The organism is Dactylosporangium darangshiense, from assembly GCF_039537565.1.
In the GTDB taxonomy this organism is placed as follows: Bacteria; Actinomycetota; Actinomycetes; order Mycobacteriales; family Micromonosporaceae; genus Dactylosporangium; species Dactylosporangium darangshiense.
The window spans coordinates 13,527-29,725 of sequence record NZ_BAABAT010000068.1 but is presented as its reverse complement, the minus strand read 5'-3'; the positions used below and the strand labels follow the sequence as shown (position 1 = coordinate 29,725).

The 16,199-nt window shown below is 72.1% G+C and carries 12 protein-coding genes; 10 read left to right on the top strand and 2 right to left on the bottom strand.

Annotated elements, in window-relative coordinates:
- Positions 1-47: 47 nt before the first annotated feature.
- From ABD901_RS53580 to cobA, 5 genes are all read left to right on the top strand, one after another.
- Complete coding sequence (locus ABD901_RS53580; protein WP_345142688.1) at positions 48-3,143, top strand: cobyrinic acid a,c-diamide synthase CobB; 3,096 nt, start codon at positions 48-50, stop codon at positions 3,141-3,143.
- Positions 3,144-3,157: 14 nt separating this feature from the next.
- Positions 3,158-3,718 (top strand): GNAT family N-acetyltransferase, encoded by a 561-nt coding sequence (locus ABD901_RS53575; RefSeq protein ID WP_345142685.1) that lies wholly within the window; start codon positions 3,158-3,160, stop codon positions 3,716-3,718.
- 229 nt (positions 3,719-3,947) lie between these two features.
- Positions 3,948-5,009 (top strand): Rv2231c family histidinol phosphate aminotransferase CobC, encoded by a 1,062-nt coding sequence (gene cobC, locus ABD901_RS53570; RefSeq protein ID WP_345142682.1) that lies wholly within the window; start codon positions 3,948-3,950, stop codon positions 5,007-5,009.
- The gene (gene cobT, locus ABD901_RS53565) at positions 4,969-6,012 is read left to right on the top strand and encodes a nicotinate-nucleotide--dimethylbenzimidazole phosphoribosyltransferase (protein WP_345142679.1); all 1,044 of its coding nucleotides are present in this window, start codon (positions 4,969-4,971) and stop codon (positions 6,010-6,012) included. The genes cobC and cobT overlap by 41 nt, the downstream gene beginning before the upstream one ends.
- Entirely contained in the window at positions 6,009-7,229 is a 1,221-nt protein-coding gene (gene cobA, locus ABD901_RS53560) for a uroporphyrinogen-III C-methyltransferase (RefSeq protein ID WP_345142676.1), read from the top strand. Before cobT ends, cobA begins: the two co-directional genes overlap by 4 nt.
- A 109-nt stretch (positions 7,230-7,338) precedes the next feature.
- Here cobA and otsB read toward each other — a convergent pair whose 3' ends face one another.
- Both otsB and ABD901_RS53550 read right to left on the bottom strand, forming a co-directional pair.
- Positions 7,339-9,894 carry a trehalose-phosphatase gene (gene otsB, locus ABD901_RS53555; RefSeq protein ID WP_345142672.1) on the bottom strand — a complete coding sequence of 852 codons (2,556 nt, stop codon included), beginning with the start codon at positions 9,892-9,894 and terminating at the stop codon, positions 7,339-7,341.
- Between the two features lie 75 nt (positions 9,895-9,969).
- The gene (locus ABD901_RS53550; protein WP_345142669.1) at positions 9,970-11,370 is read right to left on the bottom strand and encodes an alpha,alpha-trehalose-phosphate synthase (UDP-forming); all 1,401 of its coding nucleotides are present in this window, start codon (positions 11,368-11,370) and stop codon (positions 9,970-9,972) included.
- Positions 11,371-11,480: 110 nt separating this feature from the next.
- Here ABD901_RS53550 and ABD901_RS53545 point away from each other — a divergent pair, with 110 nt between their 5' ends.
- The 5 genes from ABD901_RS53545 (at position 11,481) to ABD901_RS53525 (ending at position 15,651) form a co-directional block, all read left to right on the top strand.
- A complete protein-coding gene (locus ABD901_RS53545; RefSeq protein ID WP_345142666.1) occupies positions 11,481-12,065 on the top strand; it encodes a hypothetical protein in 585 nt (194 codons plus the stop codon).
- Positions 12,066-12,235: 170 nt separating this feature from the next.
- The gene (ettA, locus tag ABD901_RS53540; protein ID WP_345142659.1) at positions 12,236-13,915 is read left to right on the top strand and encodes an energy-dependent translational throttle protein EttA; all 1,680 of its coding nucleotides are present in this window, start codon (positions 12,236-12,238) and stop codon (positions 13,913-13,915) included.
- 44 nt (positions 13,916-13,959) lie between these two features.
- Positions 13,960-14,319, top strand: coding sequence for an acyl-CoA thioesterase (locus ABD901_RS53535; RefSeq protein ID WP_345142733.1), 360 nt, complete (start codon positions 13,960-13,962; stop codon positions 14,317-14,319).
- A complete protein-coding gene (locus ABD901_RS53530) occupies positions 14,307-14,930 on the top strand; it encodes a DUF8185 domain-containing protein (protein WP_345142657.1) in 624 nt (207 codons plus the stop codon). The genes ABD901_RS53535 and ABD901_RS53530 overlap by 13 nt, the downstream gene beginning before the upstream one ends.
- Before the next feature lie 169 nt (positions 14,931-15,099).
- Positions 15,100-15,651, top strand: coding sequence for a type III secretion system chaperone family protein (locus ABD901_RS53525; protein WP_345142654.1), 552 nt, complete (start codon positions 15,100-15,102; stop codon positions 15,649-15,651).
- Positions 15,652-16,199 lie beyond the last annotated feature (548 nt).

Below are 16,199 nucleotides of genomic sequence, written 5' to 3'. Positions count from 1 at the left end.
TTCGGTATCGTCCGGGACACACGTATGCCTCAGCGCCGGAGGAGCACATGAGCACGATTCCGCGGCTGGTGATCAGCGCGCCGTCGTCCGGTCACGGTAAGACGGCGATCTCGGTCGGCCTGCTCGCGGCGCTGTCGGCGCGCGGCTACCGGGCCGCCGGCTTCAAGATCGGGCCGGACCACGTCGACGCCGCCTACCTGGGCCTGGCCGCGGGCCGCCCGGGCCGCAACCTCGACCCGCGCATGGTCGGGGCCAAGCGGATGGGGCCGCTCTTCGCCCACGGCGCCGCCTCGCTGGACATCGCCGTCGTCGAGGGCACGATGGGCCTGTTCGACGGGCTCGCCGGGCGCACCGACAGCGAGTCCACCGCACAGATCTCCGGGCTGCTGCGCGCCCCGGTCATCCTGGTCGTCGACGTCGGCGCCATGGGCCAGTCGGTCGCCGCGCTCGTGCACGGCTTCCGCGCCTACGACGAGCTGCTCTGGCTCGGCGGCGTGATCCTCAACCGGGTCGCTTCCAGCCGCCACGAGCAGCTGCTGCGCGAGGCGCTCGACGACATCGGCGTGCCGGTCCTCGGCGCCCTACGCCGTCACGCGCTCACCGACGCCGGCGACGCGGGCGCCCCGCTGCCGTCCCGCCACCACGGTGTCGCCCCGGTCGTGCACCACAACATCGACGCGGTGCGGGCCGTGCGCCGCCTGGGCGAGGTCATCGCCGGCGCCGTGGACATCGACCGCACCATGGCGCTGGCCCGCTCCGCGCCCCGCCTGACCTCCGACCCGTGGAGCGCCGAGGCCGAGCTCGCCGAGGCCGGCGCGAGCGACGTCGCCCTGTCGTCGCTGGCCGCCACCCGCATCGGCCGCCGCCCGGTCGTGGGCGTCGCCTTCGCCTACCCGGAGACCGCCGAGCTGCTCGCGGCTGCCGGCGCCGAGGTCGTGCCGTTCGACCCGCTGCGCGACGAGGCCCTCCCGGCCGGCGTCGACGGCCTCGTCATCGGCTCCGCCCTGCCGGAGTCCTACGCCGAGGAGCTCACCTTCAACGGCCGGCTCCGCTCCGCCGTCGCCGCGCACGCCGCGGCCGGCAAGCCGATCGCCGCCGAGGGTACCGGCCTGGTGTGGCTGTGCCGCGACTACAACGGCCGCCCGATGTGCGGCGTCGTGGACGCCTCGGCGCGCGAGACCGACCTGGTGGTGCTCGGCTACCGCGAGGCCACCGCCCGCTCCTCCTCGGTCCTGCTGCCCGTCGGCGCCCAGGTCATCGGCCACAAGATGCACCGCACGAGCATCGCGCCGCGCGCCGGGCTGCAGGCCGCCTGGACCTGGGCCGGCGGCCCGGCCGAGGGCTTCGTCCAGCGCGGCGTCCACGCCTCCTACCTGGGCCTGCACTGGGCCGGCCACCCGTCGATCGCGTCGCGCTTCGTCGCCGCCGCGGGCGCGACCGCCAACCCGGCGCCGGGCTCCTGGAGCACGCCGTCGCCGAGCCCCTACGGTCGCCCGTCCGTGCCGCTCATGACCTTCACGACGGCCCCGGTCACCGGCGCACCGGCACCGGCCGGCACCCCGGGCTACGGCACCGACTACACCACGCCGGAGCCGGCGCGCCTGCCCGGCACCGCGATCCCGGGCTCGATCCTGGCCAGCCCGGGCGGCCCCGGCACGATCGCCGCCGCACCGCCGCCCGCCGCTTCGGTCTCCGCCCCGGCCGGCTCGATCCCGTCCCCGGCGGGTCCGGTCTCGGCCCCCGCCGGCTCGGCGTCCGCCGCGAGCGGTTCGGCTTCGGTCGTCGGGTCCGCGCCCCCGATCGGCACCTCCTCGGTCCCGGCGAACGCGCCGGTCTCCCCGGGCGCGTCGTCTCCGTTCGGGCCCGCACTCGGCCCGGCCATGCCGACGCCGTGGACCTCGACCTCGGCCGCTCAGCTGCACGCGGGATCGGTGGCCTCTTCGTCGGCGCCGGCATCGTCGGTTCCGGCATCCTCCGCGCCGGTCTCGTCGGCCCCGGTTCCGGTCGTAGCGCCCGCTGCGCCGTCGTCCTCCGCGCAGCCGGCCGGGTCCTCGCAGCCCGCGGAGTCCTCGTCGGCGCCGGTGTCCTCGCTGCCCGTGTCGGGCGCGCCCGCCGCCGCCACGCCACTCGCGGCCGCGCCCGTGTCCTCGGCGTCCGTTGCGGCGGCGTCAGTGTCCGCGGTTCCCGTTTCCGCCGCTCCGGCCGGCGCCGGCGCAGAGCCGGTCCTTGCGCCCGCCGCCTCCTCGGTAGGCGATGCCGCATCGAGTGGTTCGCCGGACGACGAGTCGAAACCGTCGTACGTCGCCGATTGGTCCGACGAATCGGACTTGTCGGATAAAGCGGCTCGATCCGGGGCCGGGCTGCCCGCGGCCGGGCTCGTGACCTCGGGGCCTTGGTCGGCGGCGCGGGACGGCGGCGACGAGGCGACCACGGTGCTGCCCGGGCTCGCCACCAGCGGGGCGGCCGGTGCCAACCCGCCCACCGCGACGGATGAGGCGAGCGTTGGGGTGCCTTCCGCGCGGATCGCGCCCGCGACCGGCTCCGGCCTGCCATCGTCTGGGGTTGTGCCGATGACGCCCGACGCCGTGCAGCCGGTATCCACCCCGCCCGTCGTGTCCGACCTGAACGACGGCGACAGCGCGCCGGCCACCTCGGCGGCCATGCCCGTGTCGTCGGCGCCGATGCCGCGGCCCAGCGCGCCCGTGTCGGCGGCGCCCGGCGGGGTGACGGCGATGCCGGCGGCCGACTCGCAGCTCTCACGCTCCGGGGAGGACGCGGGGGCGTACGGTCCGGCGGGTGCCGAGGTCGCCGAGCAGGCGCCGGTGTCCGCCCCGCCGGTTTCGGCGCCGCCGTCGTCCGGGTCTTCCGTCGCGGGTACGTCTATTTCGGCCGCGCCGGTGTCGGCTCCCGTGTCGGGGCCGCCCGGTTCGGTAGTGTCCGGTTCCGTGGCCTCTACGCCGGTTTCCGCATCGCCGACCGATCCGTCCGTGCCGGGCGCGGTGTCCGCGCCGCCCGCCGCACCGAGCGACGAGGACCTCACCGGGCGCCTCATGGACATCACCGGGAGCGCCGGGGACGCCGACGGGCCGGGCGGCGACGGGGGCGGGAAGCCGCCCACCGGTGGCTCGAGCGAGGCCGCCTAGTGTCGAGCTGGTCGGTGGCGCTGCGACGCTTTCCCTCGCTGCTGGTGGAGACGCCGCGGCTCACCGTCCGGCCGCTGTGCGCCGACGATGACAAGCGGGTCGCCGAGATCTTCGCGGACCGGCTCGTGCGGCGGTGGCTGCCGGTGGCGCAGGACGAGCTCGAGGAGTTCGACGGCTACGCGTGGTGCACCGAGCTCGCCGTCGAGCGCCGCGACAGCGGGGCCGGGGACCACTACGGCATCGTGCGGCGCGAGGACGAGCGGCTCGTCGGGTGCCTGTGGACCAAGAACACGGACTGGCTGACGCGGTCGACCGAGATCGCGTACGCGGTCGCCGCCGACGCCCGCGGCTACGGCGTGGCGCCGGAGGCCGTCGACGTGCTGGCGCTGTCGCTGCTGCTCGAGCACCGGTTCCAGCGCGTCGAGCTGCGCGTCGCGCCCGGCAACGTGGCGTCTCGGCGGGTCGCGGAGAAGGCCGGGTTCACGTACGAAGGGCTGCTGCGCAACGCCGGCTCGCTCGCCAGCGGGCGGGTCGACCTTGAGAGCTGGTCGCTGCTGCCGTCCGACATCCGTTGAGCTGACGGCGCGGGGATGCCGAGGCGCGCGTTGACCGACATCGTGCCTGGTCTGCGCGGGCAGCGACCGGCCCAACGAGCCCGGCCGGCGCCGGTGAGCGCGGCGGGGGCCGGGCCCACGATGAGCCCGGTCCGCAGGAGCGCGAGGAAGCCGCCGGCCACTCGCATCGTGCGCGCGATCACATTCTTGAGCTAGGACAAATCGACGCGGCGTACGCGACGATCGCCTGATGCTGCGATTCCATGGCGATGCCGAGGTCGCGCCCGGCCTCGTCGACCTCGCGGTCAACGTGCGGCAGGAGGCCCCGCCGTCCTGGCTGACCGAGCCGATCGCGGCGTCCCTTGCGCACCTCGGGCACTACCCCGACCCGGCCGAGGCCACGGCCGCGATCGCGCGGCGGCACGGCCGGCCGCCGGAGGAGGTGCTGCTGACCGCGGGCGCGGCACAGGCGTTCACGCTGCTCGGCCCGGCGTTGCGCCCGCGGCATGCGGCGGTGGTGCACCCGCAGTTCACGGAGCCCGAGGCGGCGCTCATCACCGCCGGCCACGAGGTGGATCGGGTGCTCCTTCGCGCAGAAGATGGTTTTGTACTGCACGAGGCCGCCGTTCCGCCCGAAGCCGACCTGGTCGTGGTGGGCAACCCGACCAACCCGACGTCGGTGCTGCACCCCGCCGCGGACGTCGCCGCGCTGGCCCGCGAGGGCCGGGTCCTCGTCGTCGACGAGGCGTTCGCCGACACCGTGACCGGCGAGCCGGAGTCGCTGTCCGGGCGCCGGGACCTGCCGGGGCTGCTCGTCATCCGCAGCCTGACGAAGACGTGGGGGCTGGCGGGGCTGCGGATCGGGTACGTTCTGGGGTCCGCCGAGCTGATCGAGCGGCTGCGCGAGCACGCTCCACTGTGGAGCGTCTCCACGCCGGCGCTGGCGGCCGCGATCGCGTGCGCCTCGCCGCGCGCGGTCGACACGGAGCGTGAGATCGCCACCGGGCTCGCCGGCGACCGCGAACACCTCGTCGCGGCGCTGCGGCGGGCCGGCGTGAGCGTCGCCGGGCGCCCGGCGAGCTCGTTCGTGCTGATCAGGGTGCCGGGCGGCGAAACGGTGCGCGCCGCGCTGCGCGAGCGGGGATTCGCGGTGCGACGTGGCGAAACCTTCCCGGGACTGGGCCGGGACTGGTTACGTATTGCCGTGCGGGACACTGCCACCAGTGACGCCTTCGTCGCGGTGTTGTCGAACGTACTCTGGGAGGGTCAACATGCTGAACGAGACAATTGCCGCGATCCGGCCGCTGGATGACGAGGCCGTCGCGGCCGCCCGGGCCCTGCAGGCCCGTCTCACCAAGCCGATGGGTTCGCTCGGGGCGCTCGAGGCGCTGTCCGTGCGCCTCGCCGGCCTGGCTGGCGCGTGCCCGCCGCCGATCCCCGAGCCGGCCGCGCTCGCGATCTTCGCCGGCGACCACGGCGTGCATGAGCAGGGCGTCACGCCCTGGCCGCAGGAGGTCACCGCGCAGATGGTGGCGAACTTCGTCGCCGGCGGCGCCGTCGTCAACGCCTTCGCGCGGCAGGCCGGTGTGCGGGTGACGGTCGTGGACGTGGGCGTGAAGGCCACCCTCGACCCGGCCGAGGGCCTGCTGGACCGCAAGGTGCGCGCCGGCACCCGCGACCTGAGCGTCGAGCCCGCGATGACCCGCGAGGAGGCGCTGCGCGCGATCGAGGCCGGCATGCAGGTCGCCGAAGACCTCGTCGCCGGCGGCGCGCGGGCGCTGCTCACCGGCGACATGGGCATCGCCAACACCACGCCGTCGGCGGCGCTGATCGCCGCGTTCACCCACGCCGACCCGGCCGCCGTGACCGGCCTCGGCACCGGCATCGACAGCGAGACGCACGCCCGCAAGGTCGCCGTGGTCACCTCCGCCGTCGTCGGGCTGCACGCCGACGACCCGATCGACGTTCTCGCCGCGGTCGGCGGGCTGGAGCACGCGGCGCTGGCCGGGTACATCCTGAAGGCCGCCGCCCTGCGCGTGCCCGTGGTGCTCGACGGCGTCATCGCCGCCTCGGCCGCGCTCGCCGCGCACGCGCTCGCCCCGCTCTCGGTGAGCGCGATGGTCGCCGGGCACCGGTCGGCCGAGCCGGGCGCCACCGTCGCCCTCGGCTATCTTGAGCTCGAACCGCTCGTCGACCTCGGCCTCCGCCTGGGCGAGGGCACCGGCGCCGTCCTGGCGCTGCCGATCGTGGCCAGTGCTGTCCGCGTCTTGCACGAAGTCGCCACTTTCGACTCTGCTGGAGTAGCCCACAAGTGAACCCCTACCCCCTCGGCCTACAGCTCGACGGGTTACGCGTGCTGGTGGTCGGCGGCGGCGCCGTCGCCACCCGGCGCGTGCCCGCGCTCCTCGACGCGGGCGCGGACGTCGTGCTCGTGTCACCGCACATCACCCCGGCGCTGCAGGCGCACGTGGACGCGGGCCGCCTCACCTGGCGGGCCCGCCGCTTCGAGCCCGCCGACGTCGACGACGTCTGGCTGGTCCACGTCGCCGTCAACGACCCCGAGGCGGGCCGGGCGATCAGCGAGGCGACGGCGGCCCGGCGGATCTTCACCGTCCGCGCCGACGACCGCCACGCCGCGACCGCCTGGACGCCCGCGGTGACGCGGCACGGCCCGGTCACCGTCGCGGTCCTCGCCGGCGGCGACCCGGTCCGCGCGGTCGCGGTCCGGGACGCGATCGGGGAGCGGCTGGTGACCGGGGGCCTCGACGCGCCGGGCGCCGAGGCGGGCGCGGAGGCGCGCCGCGGCACGGTCGCCCTCGTCGGCTCCGGCCCCGGCGATCCCGAACTGCTGACCGTGCGGGGCCGCCGCCTGCTGGCCGCCGCCGACGTCGTGGTGATCGACCGCCTTGCGGCCGGCCTGCTGCTGGACGAGCTGCGCCCCGAGGTGGAGCTGTTCGACGCCTCGAAGATCCCCTACGGCCCGTCCGCGGCCCAGGAGGAGATCAACCGCGTCCTCGTCGACCGCGCCAAGGCCGGCCGTTTCGTGGTGCGGCTCAAGGGCGGCGACCCGTACGTCTTCGGCCGCGGCGGCGAGGAGGTCCTGGCCTGCGCCGAGGCCGGCGTGCCCGTGACCGTCGTGCCCGGAGTGACCAGCGCGATCGCCGTGCCCTCGGCGGCCGGCATCCCGGTGACCCACCGCGGTGTCGCGCACGAGTTCACCGTCGTCTCCGGCCACCTGGCGCCGGACCACCCCGAGTCGCTGGTCGACTGGGCGGCGCTGGCCCGCCTGCGTGGCACCGTCTGCGTGCTGATGGGCCTGAAGAACCTCCCGGCGATCGCGGCGATGCTGCAGGCGCACGGGCGGGCGCCGGACACGCTCGTCGCGGTGATCCAGGAGGGCACGACGCGCGACCAGCGCGTCGTGCGGGCCACGCTGTCGACGGTCGCGGACGTGGCCAAGGAGGAGGGCCTGCGCCCGCCCGCGGTCATCGTGATCGGCCCGGTGGTCGACGCCCTGAACATGGCCGAATAAGACCCGTCAGGCGAAAAATCAGATATGTCCGGACACGAAGTGTTCGGACATATCTGCAGAAATAGCAACGCGGCGGTGGGTGCCCCCGAGCGAGGGCACCCACCGTGCGTTACGAGCGGTCCAGCTCCAGGGCGCAGCGGATCAGGCCCAGGTGCGAGTACGCCTGCGGGTGGTTGCCCAGCGCCCGCTCGGTCATCGGGTCGTACTCCTCCGGGATCAGGCCCGTCGGGCCCGCGCACTCGATGAACTGCGCGAACAGCTCCTCCGCATCCGCCCGGCGGCCGGTGCGCAGGTAGGCCTCGATCATCCACGTGGTGCAGAGGTGGAAGCCGCCCTCGACGCCGGGGAGGCCGTCGTCCCAGCGGTAGCGGTACACCGTCGGGCCCTCGCGCAGGTCCGCCTCCACCGCCAGGACGGTGGACAGGAAGCGCGGGTCGTCGTCCTGCAGCAGGCCGGACAAGCCGATCCACAGCACCGAGGCGTCCATCTCCTCGTAGCCGTAGGCGACCGTGTACGCGCCGAGCTTGGCGTTCCAGCCCTTGTCCAGCACGTTGTCGGCGATGGTCTTGCGCAGGGTGTACCAGGCCTCGGGGACCGTGCGGCCCTGGCGCTCGAAGAGCTGGATGCCGCGATCCACGGTCATCCAGCACATGACCTTGGAGTACACGTAGTGGCGCGGGCGCCGGCGGGCTTCCCAGATGCCGTGGTCCGGCTCGTGCCAGCGGCGCTCGACGGCCTCGACCATCGCGTTCATGAGCGCGAAGTCGCCGTCCTCCGGCGGGCGCACGTCGGCCAGGGTGCAGATCAGGTCGGCGACCGGGCCGAACACGTCGAGCTGCACCTGGCCGTTGGCGGCGTTGCCGATGCGGACCGGGCGGGAGCCGGCGTAGCCGGGCAGCGCCTCGATCACGGCTTCGGGGCCGAGCTCGCTGCCGTCGAGGGTGTAGAGCGGGTGGAGCCGCTCCGGGTGGCCGTCGGTGTTGTCGGCGATGCGCAGCGTCCAGCGCACCAGCGACTCCGCCTCCTCGAGCGAGCCGAGGTCGACGAGCGCCTTGGCGGTCAGCGAGGCGTCGCGCAGCCAGCAGTACCGATAATCCCAGTTTCGCGAACCGCCGATCTCCTCGGGCATTGAGGAGGTCGCGGCGGCCAGGATCGCGCCGGTCGGCTTGTGCCACAGGCCGCGCAGGGTGAGCGCGCTGCGGCGCACGAGGTCCCGGGCGACCGAGGGCAGCTTGAGCGAGTCCGACCAGTCCCGCCAGGCGGCCTCGGCGGCGATCTGCCGCTCGGCGAGGGCCACCCGCGGCGCCTCGATCGAGTCGGTGCCGAGCCGCAGCTCGAGCATCGCGCTGCCGCCCATGGCGCCGAGGTCGACCGTTGCCCGGGCGAGGTCGCTGTGCCCGTCGGAGCTGATCTCCCACTCGATGCCGGGGGAGTACAGCGCGATCGGCTCGTTGGAGCCCAGCACCAGCAGGCCGTCGCCGCCGATCGGCTGCAGCCGGATGTGGACCTGGCCGAAGTCGGGGCGGGGCACGAAGTCGATGCGGGCCCGTGAGCTGCCGGACAGCACGCGGATCAGCGCGTTGCCGGTGCGGTGGTGGTCGAGCCAGTCGGTGACGGTGAGGCCCGACCAGCGCGTCTCGACGGTCATCGTGCCCGGGCGGTACCGCTGCCCGAGCGGGATGCCGCCCTTCTCCGGCTGCACCGTGAAGTGCCCCGCCGCGGTGTCCCCGAGCAGGTCGGCGAAGACCGCGCCGGAGTCCGGCTTCGGGTGGCACAGCCAGGTGACCCGGGCGGCCGGGGTGAGCAGGGCGACGGTGTGGGTGTTGGAGAGCATCGAGTGGCGCTCGATCGGCACCGCCTGCTCGCCGAAGAGCCAGCGGCGCCGGGTGTACAGCAGCAGCTCCAGCACCGAGATGGCCTCGGCGTTGTCGAGGATGGTGAAGCGGGCCTGCGTCTCGTCGCCGGATCCGACCTTGATGCCCAGGTCGGGCCCGTGCAGGTGGGCGAACGCCTTCTCGTCGGTCGCGTCGTCGCCCAGGTAGACCACGGCGCTGGCCGAGACCTGCATGCGCAGGGCGTCGACGGCGAGGCCCTTGTCCGTCGGGACCACCGACAGCTCGATGACCTCCTTGCCGGTGGTCATCTCGATGTCCGGCCACAGCGCCGCACCGCTGCGCACCGCGTCGAAGACCCGCTGGGCCACGTCGCGCGGAGCGGCCCGGGTGTGCACGGCGATGCTGGCGGGCTTGCCCTCCAGGCGTACGCCCGGCTGGTTGTTGCAGATGGCGTTGAGTGCGGCCTGCAGCTCGGCGCGGCGCTGCTGGCGCTCGGGCGGGAGCTCGTCGACGAATCCGACGTCGAACTCGGAGCCGTGGCTGCCGACCAGGCGCACCTCGGCGGGGAGGCGCGACAGGGCGGCGAGGTCGCGAAGGGCGCGTCCACTGATGACGCCCACCGTTGTCTGCGGCAGCGAAGACAACGCGCGTACGGCGGCTACCGACTCGGCGGTCGGTGTCGCCTTGGTGGGGTCCGCGACGATCGGCGCGAGGGTGCCGTCGTAGTCACATGCCACCAAGAGGTTGGGCACGCGGGCGACGCGTAGCACCGCCGCGCGGAGGTCCGGGTCGAGCGAGAGGACGTTGCCTGTCGCCGAGATCTGGTTCATGTGCGGCCTGTTCGTGGGAGCGATGGAGGTCGTTTGTGCATTCAGGGTGTCGGAACAACAATCCGGGACGGGTGGTCATGATGCCGCTCCGAGTGCGTCGAGGAACGCGTCCGCCCAGGTGCGGACATCGTGCGCGCGCAGGTGGGAATGCATAGCATGCATGCGCTTGCGCCCCTCGACCGGGTCGACGTGAATTGCGCGCATGAGTGCGTCTTTCACCCCGTCGAGGTCGTGTGGGTTGCACAGGAACGCCTGGCGCAGCTCGGCTGCTGCGCCGGCGAACTCCGACAGCACGATGGCGCCTCCGCCGTCGGCGCGCGCGCCGACATACTCCTTGGCCACCAGGTTCATGCCATCCCTCAGCGGAGTCACCATCATGACGTCGGCCGCGACGTAGAGCGCGGCCAGCTCAGCCCGACTGTACGACTGATGGAGATAGTGCACCGCAGGTTGGCCAACTCGTCCGTACTCGCCATTGATCCGCCCGACCTCGCGCTCAACGTTCACCCGCAGCGTCTGGTAGTGCTCCACCCGCTCCCGGCTCGGCGTAGCCACTTGTACCATCACCGTCTCCGGCGCCGTGAGTCGTCCTTCCGACAGCAATTCCCTGAATGCCTTGAGCCTTCTTTCGATTCCCTTGGTGTAATCGAGCCGGTCGACGCCGAGGATGATGGTGCGCGGCTCTCCCAGCTCGGTGCGAATGGCGGCCGCTCTGGCCTGCACTTCCGGCGACCCGGCGAGGCGGCGCATCTCCTCGACGTCGATGGAGATCGGGAAGGCCTCGGCGCGCACGGTGCGCCCCTCCCACTCGACGATGCCGCGCCGCACGCGCGTGCCCAGCAGATGTCGGGCCAGTTGGACGAAGTTCTGTGCGCCGAGTGGCCGCTGGAAACCGACCAGATCGGCACCGAGCAGGCCCTTGAGAATGTCGGCGCGGCGGGGTAGCTGCATGAACAGCTCGACCGGAGGGAACGGAATGTGCAGAAAAAACCCGATCTTGAGATCGGGTCGCGTCTCGCGCAGCAGCGCCGGGACCAGCTGTAGCTGATAGTCCTGCACCCATACCGTGGCGCCCGGCGCGGCGTCGTCGGCGACGGCCTTCGCGAAGCGCTCGTTGACCAGCCGGTAGGACTCCCACCATCGTCGCTTGAAGACGGGCGTCTCCACGGCGTCGTGGTACAGCGGCCAGAGGCTCGAGTTGGAGAAGCCCTCGTAGTACCGCTCGATCTCGCCCGCGGTCAGCGACACAGCGTGCAGCTGCACGCCGCCGGCCTCGAAGTTCTCCTCGGGGGTGTCCGCGTCGCCGGCACCGCCGGGCCAGCCCACCCAGGTGCCGTTGCGCTGCTGGAGCACTGGTTCGAGCGCGGTCACCAGCCCGCCGGGGCTCCTGCGGTAGCTGACCTCTCCGTCCGGGCCGACCACCTTGTCGACAGGCAGCCGGTTGGCGACCACCACGAATGCACTGTTTCCAGCCACGTGTCGAGTCCTCCCCCTGGGTGATCCACCCTCGTACTTTCAGCCTACTGATCCCGGTAGCACCCCGGCACCATGCGGAGTGCTGGCTCACAGGTGCGATCCTGCTTGGCATGTCGCGCTACGAGGCCGCTCCCGAGCAGGAGTCGAGCCGGACCTTCACCGTCGTCCTGCTCTCCTTGCTCATCCTCACGGTCATCGGTGCGCTGTTCGGGTATGTGCTGGGCCGGCGCGATATTGATGAGAATAAGTCAGCGTCCGGTGACGGTCCGTCGGCGGTACCGTCAACGGTGGCGTCCGCCGCAGCCTCGCGCCGCCCGCCGAGCGTCCCGCCGAAGCCCTGCCCGGACTTCATCAGCCAGGCGGCCAAGACCCAGGACGCCAAGGCGGCGGTACCGCTGATGCTCGTGCAGTACATCCGCACCGCACACGACCACGAGGTGTGGATCTGCCAGGAGGCCGACGGCTCGGGCCTGTGGTACCAGGGCCACGACAAGCGCGACGCCTTCTACGACGGCGGCGAGATTCCCGAGGAGGGCAAGAACGGGCTGCTGCGCCCCGGCGTGCTCGCCAAGGGCAACCGCACCTGGACCGTCACGAACGACGGTACGACGTACACGGTCACGCCGGGCGGCCTCAAGGTGACCGGCGGTCAGAACTTCACCGATACCGCGACACAGGCAAATCCGCCGGCGTGAGCGGTCCGGAGCGCAGCGGAGGGGCCGCTCACCAATAGACACAGCGCTCAGCCGGCGCCGGAGCGAAGCGGAGGCGGCGGCGTTCAGTCAGGGCGGATTTGGGGGCGCGCCGAGCGCCTGGAAAGATTGACCCGACACGCACGAACGTTTACCGGAGGTAGGGGCGCACCGTGGCTCAGTACATCTACGTGCTCGAGAAGGCGCGCAAGGCGCACGGCGACAAGGTCGTGCTCGACAACGTCACGCTGTCGTTCCTGCCCGGCGCGAAGATCGGTGTGGTCGGCCCGAACGGCGCCGGCAAGTCGAGCCTTCTCAAGATCATGGCGGGGCTGGACAGGCCCAGCAACGGCGAGGCCCGGCTCATGCCCGGCTACACCGTCGGCATGCTGCAGCAGGAGCCGCCGCTCAACGAGAGCAAGACGGTCCTGGGCAACATCGAGGAGGCCGTCGCCGACACCAAGACCAAGCTCGCCCGGTTCAACGAGGTCGCCGAGCTGATGGCGACCGACTACACCGAAGAGCTCATGGAGGAGATGGGCCGGCTGCAGGAGGAGCTCGACCACGCCGACGCCTGGGACATCGACTCCAAGCTGGCGCTGGCCATGGACGCGCTGCGCTGCCCGCCGCCGGACGCCGAGGTCTCCCAGCTCTCCGGCGGTGAGCGCCGCCGTGTCGCGCTGTGCAAGCTGCTGCTCGAGGCGCCCGACCTGCTGCTGCTCGACGAGCCCACCAACCACCTCGACGCCGAGAGTGTGCAGTGGCTCGAGCAGCACCTGCAGAAGTACGCCGGTGCCGTGCTCGCCGTCACACACGATCGCTACTTCCTCGACCACGTCGTGGAGTGGATCGCCGAGGTCGACCGCGGCCAGGTGCACGGCTATCAGGGCAACTACTCCACCTACCTGGAGAAGAAGGCGCAGCGCCTGGCGGTGCAGGGGCGCAAGGACGCCAAGCTGCAGCGGCGCCTGAGCGAGGAGCTCGACTGGGTGCGCTCCAACGCCAAGGCGCGCCAGACCAAGTCCAAGGCCCGCCTCGGCCGCTACGAGGAGATGGCCAACGAGGCCGAGAAGACCCGCAAGCTGGACTTCGAGGAGATCCAGATCCCGCCGGGCCCGCGCCTGGGCAACGTGGTCATCGAGGCCAACCACCTGCGCAAGGGCTTCGAGGAGCGCGGCCTGCTCATCGACGACCTCTCGTTCACGCTGCCGCGCAACGGCATCGTCGGCATCATCGGCCCCAACGGTGTGGGCAAGACCACGCTGTTCAAGACCATCGTCGGGCTCGAGCAGGCGGACGACGGCGGGGTCCGCGTCGGCGACACCGTGCAGCTGTCCTACGTCGACCAGAACCGCTCCGGCCTCGACGGGGACAAGACGGTGTGGGAGGTCGTATCCGACGGCCTGGACCACCTGATGGTCGGCAAGGTCGAGATGCCCTCGCGCGCCTACGTCGCCGCGTTCGGCTTCAAGGGCCCGGACCAGCAGAAGCCGACCAAGGTGCTCTCCGGCGGCGAGCGCAACCGGCTCAACCTCGCGCTGACGCTCAAGATCGGCGGCAACGTGATCCTGCTCGACGAGCCGACCAACGACCTCGACGTCGAGACGCTGTCCTCGCTGGAGAACGCGCTGCTGGAGTTCCCCGGCTGCGCCGTGGTCATCTCCCACGACCGGATGTTCCTCGACCGCGTGGCCACCCACATCCTGGCGTGGGAGGGCGACGACGAGAACCCGGCCAAGTGGTTCTGGTTCGAGGGCAACTTCGAGGCGTACGAGAAGAACAAGGTCGACCGGCTCGGCCCGGACGCGGCGCGGCCGCACAGCGTCACCTACCGCAAGCTCACCCGCGACTAGTAGTGGCCCGCTTCGTCTACCACTGCGCCCTGCGCTGGTCCGACATGGACGCGTACGGCCACGTGAACAACGCGCGCTTCCTCACGCTCTACGAGGAGGCGCGCGTTGCGCTGATGTTCACCGCCGCCCGGTCCGCCGGCCTGGACTCGTTCGAGAACGGCATCGTGATCTCACGTCATGAGATCGACTACCTCCGGCCGGTCGACTACGGCGACCCGGTGCGCATCGAGCTGTGGATCGAAGAGATCAAGGCGTCCCGACTGATCGTGGCGTACGAGCTCTTCGACGGCGACGAGCTCGCGTCCCGGGCGCGCACCGTCTGCGTGCCGTACGACCTCGACGCGGGCCGCCCTCGCCGGGTCCGCGACATCGAGCGCGAGTTTCTCTCACCATGGCTTGGCTAGCCGGATCCGGCCGCTCCGACGCCGTCGCGTTCCTCTCCCGGGTGGTGCGCCTGGACCCCGGCGCCGTCGCCCGGTTGCGGCCCGGGGGAGAGGGCGCGGTCACGCTGTGGTCCCGCCTTCCGTGGGGTGTACTCGTCAGCCGCGCCCTGCCCGCCACCGTCCCCGGCGACCGGACCTTCTCGGCCCGTGACCTGCTCGCATCGGTCGATGGCGAGCTTCCCGCATCGCGGGACACCGATTGGCACTGGTCGCTGCCCGCCGGCGCCGGCGAGGTCGTCGAGCGCATACCCGCCGCCGACGTCGCCCGGATCGGCGAGGCGGCCGAGCGGACCGTGCGGGCGGCCGCCGCCGAGGGGATCGGCGGCCGCCCGGTCGGCTCCCGGATGCTGCGCGACGCCCTCCTGGATCACGTTCCGATCACGGTCACGACCGAGGGTGATATGCGCGTACCCATCTCCCAGCGGCTCGTCCAGGCGGTCGTCCGGATGGGGTTCACCGCAGGGGCCCCCGGAGACTTGGTCGATGTTCGGATTTTGGGTCCATGGACGGCCCTGGCCTGCGCATATGGCTCTGCCTGGCATCGCGGAGATGGTTCAAGGCTCATCGGATAGACGGCTGTAAGACCCTCACCCGAACGGGTGGGGCGAGGGTGAAATTGGGGGCTGCTGAAACTCGACCGAACGGGTACCGTCCTCTTTCGGGTCCACCGCCGAGCGAAATCGATCGGCGACGGACCGCACATGCGGGTGGAGGCGCACGGGGGAGCAGGGAGCCGGGACGATGCCAAGGTGGCCATGGCGTGCCGAGCAGTCGAACGGGTCGAAGGCCGACTCGATCGTCGCTCAGCTGCCGCGGGAAGACGCAACCCCGACGCTAGACGGAGCGAGCGAGACGCCGCAGGAGGGCGGCGCCGGCATTGCGCCGGTAACGCTGCTACGGGTGGCCGAGGCCCTCGAGAAGCTTGAGATCCGATACCTGACCGATGGAGACGGCAGCCTGCTCGCGCTGTGGGAGCGCCACGCGGTGCTGTTCGCGCTGGAGGGCCCGTCGGACGAGATCCTGGTCATCCGGGCACGGCCGCACGCGACCGTCCCGCCGGACTGGGCCGACCGTTCCTACCGGGTGGTCAACGAGTGGAACCACACGCGCCGCTTCTACAAGGCGTATATCGGTGACCCCACGGACCGGGGCCAGCTGCCGATCTACGCGGAGATGCAGGTGCCGCTGCTGTCCGGCGTCCACGACGCGCTCGTCGCCGAGCTCGTCGACTGCGCCGCCGTCGTCGCCCTGGGCTTCGTGGACTGGCTCCACGACGAGGGCGCCCTGCTCTGAGACGTTTCCGGGCTCTCGAGCGTCCGGCCGGCGAGGCTCGGACCCGGGTCGCGCGGCCGTGAACGCACCGACACGACCCTGGGATCGGCATCCTCCGCGTGAGTGCCGATCCCAGGCGGTGCCGCCGACGTCTCACCGGCCCCCGTACCGGACGTGACGCTCGACCTCACCCATTGTTCGATACAGGCCTCTCGATGGGCTATTCACAGCCTCTCGCCACGCTGCTTCCTAGCTCCCTGCGTCAGCGCCGCCACGGTTGGCTCGAGGGCTCGTTGCGGCTTTCCTCGGCTAGTTCCAGCACTTTCCGACAAGTCGGGCACTCCGTGCCACGACTTGTCGGATTTATACGTCGTCGGGCGATAAATCCATGCCGGGGTCCCTGTGCGGGCGGTTTGATTCCTCGGAATGCAGGTTGAGCACTTCGAGCTGACCGGGAACTGGACGCGAAGGCGGCGGCACTGGACGTACACCTGCCGCCTGATGAGCGCAGAGGACCTTTGGTCGCTGGAGCGCCGCGATGCCGGGTTTGAGGGGGTTCGGGGGAGCGG

What these genes read in the sequence shown, in the direction of transcription:
- ABD901_RS53580 (WP_345142688.1), top strand. Translation starts at nt 48, where the DNA reads ATGAGCACGATTCCGCGGCTGGTGATCAGCGCGCCGTCGTCCGGTCAC.
- cobC (WP_345142682.1), top strand. Translation starts at nt 3,948, where the DNA reads ATGCTGCGATTCCATGGCGATGCCGAGGTCGCGCCCGGCCTCGTCGAC.
- cobT (WP_345142679.1), top strand. Translation starts at nt 4,969, where the DNA reads ATGCTGAACGAGACAATTGCCGCGATCCGGCCGCTGGATGACGAGGCC.
- otsB (WP_345142672.1), bottom strand. Translation starts at nt 9,894, where the DNA reads ATGAACCAGATCTCGGCGACAGGCAACGTCCTCTCGCTCGACCCGGAC.
- ABD901_RS53545 (WP_345142666.1), top strand. Translation starts at nt 11,481, where the DNA reads ATGTCGCGCTACGAGGCCGCTCCCGAGCAGGAGTCGAGCCGGACCTTC.
- ABD901_RS53535 (WP_345142733.1), top strand. Translation starts at nt 13,960, where the DNA reads ATGGACGCGTACGGCCACGTGAACAACGCGCGCTTCCTCACGCTCTAC.
- ABD901_RS53530 (WP_345142657.1), top strand. Translation starts at nt 14,307, where the DNA reads ATGGCTTGGCTAGCCGGATCCGGCCGCTCCGACGCCGTCGCGTTCCTC.
- ABD901_RS53525 (WP_345142654.1), top strand. Translation starts at nt 15,100, where the DNA reads ATGCCAAGGTGGCCATGGCGTGCCGAGCAGTCGAACGGGTCGAAGGCC.